The sequence below is a fragment of the Oceanobacillus sp. NCCP-135 genome (assembly GCF_059698015.1).
Genome location: NZ_BAAKSZ010000060.1, coordinates 1 through 4,025, shown reverse-complemented (window position 1 = coordinate 4,025; position 4,025 = coordinate 1). Strand labels below are relative to the sequence as shown.

The 4,025-nt window shown below is 32.9% G+C and carries 5 protein-coding genes; 2 read left to right on the top strand and 3 right to left on the bottom strand.

The window, feature by feature from the left end:
* Positions 1-36: 36 nt before the first annotated feature.
* The 3 genes from AC6HVZ_RS19390 to AC6HVZ_RS19380 form a co-directional block, all read right to left on the bottom strand.
* Complete coding sequence (locus AC6HVZ_RS19390) at positions 37-585, bottom strand: tyrosine-type recombinase/integrase (RefSeq protein ID WP_497559767.1); 549 nt, start codon at positions 583-585, stop codon at positions 37-39.
* 137 nt (positions 586-722) lie between these two features.
* Positions 723-968 carry a helix-turn-helix domain-containing protein gene (locus tag AC6HVZ_RS19385; protein WP_497559766.1) on the bottom strand — a complete coding sequence of 82 codons (246 nt, stop codon included), beginning with the start codon at positions 966-968 and terminating at the stop codon, positions 723-725.
* Between the two features lie 348 nt (positions 969-1,316).
* Positions 1,317-1,982, bottom strand: coding sequence for a tyrosine-type recombinase/integrase (locus AC6HVZ_RS19380; protein ID WP_497559765.1), 666 nt, complete (start codon positions 1,980-1,982; stop codon positions 1,317-1,319).
* 214 nt (positions 1,983-2,196) lie between these two features.
* Here AC6HVZ_RS19380 and AC6HVZ_RS19375 point away from each other — a divergent pair, with 214 nt between their 5' ends.
* Both AC6HVZ_RS19375 and AC6HVZ_RS19370 read left to right on the top strand, forming a co-directional pair.
* Entirely contained in the window at positions 2,197-3,714 is a 1,518-nt protein-coding gene (locus tag AC6HVZ_RS19375) for a type I restriction-modification system subunit M (protein WP_497559764.1), read from the top strand.
* Positions 3,715-3,734: 20 nt separating this feature from the next.
* Positions 3,735-3,974, top strand: coding sequence for a hypothetical protein (locus tag AC6HVZ_RS19370; RefSeq protein WP_497559763.1), 240 nt, complete (start codon positions 3,735-3,737; stop codon positions 3,972-3,974).
* Positions 3,975-4,025: the final 51 nt, after the last annotated feature.

Sequence of the window (4,025 nt, the reverse complement as noted above, 5' to 3'; positions counted from 1 at the left end):
ACATTACTTCAGATTTTCCACCGAATTAATTTGAAATTAGGTGTCTGGAATAATGTGTATCTTTACAATATAGGCAAATTCAGTAGGATCATCTTTAATCAATTTTTTCCTAGTAGCCATTTTAAAAATCATTTTTCCAGTCGTGTGAATACCTTCTTTTGTACATCTAGCAAGATTTTGGCCTTTTCGGTTTTTAAGATTATCCAATACTGCTTGATACATTTCTTCTGTAATTTTTTTAAGTTTTAAGTGAGCAAAATATGGCAATAACCTATTGATTCCATACTCTCTTAAACGTATAGTGCCGGGTTTTGCACCGGTCCTATCCTTGTAAATTCGTAACCACTCTTTAGCAAAATCTTTAAATATAATATCAGATTCTTTAATGTAATTGCCTTGCTTTACATCCGAAAGTAGAGCGGCCGCTGCTACTTCAGCATCTTCCTTTGATTTAAAGCGACTTCCAGAACGTTGTCGTCTTTTCCCTGTTTTGGGATCTCGTCCAATATCTATTATAAATGACCACTCACAAGTGCAATTCTCTTCATCACACTTGCAACCTCTCTTATAGTAATGTCCTTTCATAATGTTTCGTTAACCTCGCTATCTTTCGTATTTTTAGTTTTAATTCCTTCTATAGTTGGAAAAATATGGTAAGGGGAAAGGTGATCTATTCCTCTAAAAAATTAATGGCCTTCATCATCAACTCAATATGCAGTCTTTTAATTTAATTTCTTCTTTTTTCTTCTTTTTTCTTCTTTTTTCTTAATGATCCACTGCTTTAAATCTGCCTTATCTACCCGTTTCGATAAGCCGATTTCATAGTTTGGAATACCTCCGTACTCAACATGAACTTTAAATAACTCATAGACTCTTCTTCTTGAAATCCCAAGAAATTCAGAAATGTGCTGTGCGGTTAAAATGTCTGGTAATGATTCCCAAGTTGTGTATTTATTTGTGTTTTCCATAATCGATTCGCTCTCCTTGTATTAATGATATTGAAATAACCGGTTAAATTCTGAAACATTATAGCCTCGGTTATGAAGGATTTTAAGTATCTGAAGAAAAAAATAATATTTTTTGTTTTCCTTTTTGGAAACTTATATAAAGGGATAGTAAAGTCTAGTTGCAACGCTAATTAAATTGCCTATAACGTATGTATTGTCTAATAATAAAACCCCTTGTTTTGAAACAAGAGGTTTTGAAGATTTCAACGGTATAAGAGGTAAATTAATACTCCTTTAATGTTGAAACTATATTTTGATGGTTTAATCGTTCCTTAACAAAAGGTTTGTTTAATGTTTTTGTATCATGAATCAATTGTGAGTACGTCTTAATCCATGAAAGGAAATTTTCCTTACCTCTGCTTTTTTAATTAGTAATTCAAATTGGTGATTTAAAGAAATTGGTTTCATTAAAGTACCGTTCTTGTTGGGGAAAACGAGATTGTACCCGTTATTGTAGGCATTACCCATGTCAATTTTCCATTGTTCTTGTTTCCTCATATGGGTAGCCAACTTATTAATAATACGGGCTGGTAACTGAACAGTTCGTGGTATTCGGCACGTAAAAGTTTTGTATTTGCCACTTCCTATGCGTTCAATATATTTTTTAACTGTTAATGTTCCTACCGTTAAGTTCACATCCTCCCATGATAATGCGCAAACCTCACCTAATCTTAAACCAGTGTAAAGCACAGTATCATATAGTACATCCTTATTTTCTTTTTCGGCTAACTCAAGAAATTGCTTCGCTTCGGTATAGGTCCAAGGTTCTTTTGCTTCCATTTGGTTGTATTTAGATTTATCTTTCAAACTTTTATTGAAAAGAGTATCTCCGTTTTGTAGTAAATTTGCTTTAAATTCTTCTGCTTCTTTTAATGTACTAAACACCTTGGTTCTTAGTATTCGCTTTCCAAATTGATTTTTACCCTGATCGAAAATAACCCGATATTTGTTTCCTTTTACTATTCTTATTGTCATTTTAATGACCTCCTGCTTATTATGGTAATTTACCTAAACCGTAAATTTCTTAAACATTATAGCCACTGGTTTTTAACGTTTTAAGACCTTTGAGTATATTTTTAAAAAATATTTTACTAATATTTCTTACCCTCATAATAATTGACTGCTAGGGCTTCAATATAGGAAATATGATATATTATTAAGTAGGAAGTAAAATTTTGGGGGTTACATAATGAGCAAGTTGACATTACAAGAGCTAGAAAAAACGTTATGGGATGCGGCTGATATTTTACGTGGGGAATTAAATGCCGCTGTATATAAAGACTACATATTTGGGTTAATGTTTCTAAAACGAATGAACGACCAATTTTCAGTTGAACGGGAAAAGAAAAAAGAAGAATTTGTTTCACAAGGAATGGACTTAGAAGAAGTTGAAATGTTATTAGAAGAACCAACAATGTATGAGACCTTCTTTGTGCCTCCTGCTGCACGCTGGGATAAATTAAAGAATCTTACATTAAATATCGGACCTGAATTGGACAAGGCATTCAAAGCATTAGAAGATGAGCCAAAGAATGCTGAACTAATCGGAGTATTAACTACTGCAAACTATAACGATAAAGAACGTGTGCCAGATAAAAAGCTATCACAATTACTACTTTTATTTGATAAACACAATTTAGCATATGAGAATCTTGAGAACCCTGATGTTCTAGGAGATGCGTATCAATACCTCATTAAACAATTCGCTGATGACGGTGGAACTAAGGGTGGGGAGTTTTATACTCCGCGTGAAGTTGTAAAGGTATTGGTTAATATCTTAAAGCCACAAGAAGGAGATCGAATATACGATCCAACAGTGGGTAGTGGCGGTATGTTAATTGAGTCAATGCATTACATAAAAGATTATGGTGGAAATGACCGAAATGTTTCCTTATTTGGTCAAGAAATTAATTTAAGTACATGGGCGATTTGTAAGATGAATATGTTATTCCATTTTGCCAAAGGAGCAGATATACGGAAAGGTGATACAATCCGAAATCCTATGCATACGGAAGGCGGAGTACTCAAAACATTTGATGTTATTTTAGCTAATCCACCTTTCTCCCTTAAAAATTGGGGAGTTGAAGAGGCTGAGAGTGATCCATATAATCGTTTTTCTTATGGGATTCCACCAAAGTCATATGGTGATTTAGGGTTTGTATCACATATGGTAGCTAGTTTGAATCAGAAAGGGAAGTTAGGCACAGTAGTTCCTCATGGAGTGTTATTCCGTGGAGGCTCTGAAGGGAAAATTCGAAAAGGATACTTAAAAGATGATCTTGTAGAAGCGGTAATTGGATTACCTTCTAATGTATTTTATGGGACAAGTATTCCAGCTGCTTTAATTATTATAAATAAGAATAAGCCTGTAGAACGTAGAAATAAAGTGTTGTTTATAGATGCTAGTCGGGAGTTTATTAAAGATGGAAATAAGAATAAACTTCGAGAAGAAGATATCAAAAAAATTGTTGATGCTTTTAATAGATTTGAGGATGTAGAAAAATATGCATCGGTTGTTGGGTTAGAAGAAATAAGAATTGGTGACTATAACTTGAATATTAGTCGTTATGTAGATACTTCTGTTGAGGAAGAAGAAATAGATCTTGAATCTGTAGTAAAAGAAATTAAAGAAATAAAAGAGAAATATACAAAAAATGAAAAGGTATTAAATAGTTACTTAAAAATGCTTGGATTAAGTGAAATTTAGCGGAAAGGAGGTAATAAATGATGCAAACATTTAAGGACACAAAAATAGGGAAAATCCCTTCTACTTGGGTTGTACATAAACTTGATGAACTTGCTGATAAGAATCAAAATTATAGTTTTACTGGTGGTCCGTTTGGTTCTGACTTAAAAAAAAGTGACTACACTGATTCTGGAGTAAGGATAATTCAGTTGCAAAATATTGGAGTAGGAAAGTTTGAAAATGACTATAAGATTTATACATCTAAAGCCCAAGTTTGGTGACATAAATTTCCAATTCCTTTATTATCAACAGTTTGAAGGCTTTAATTAATT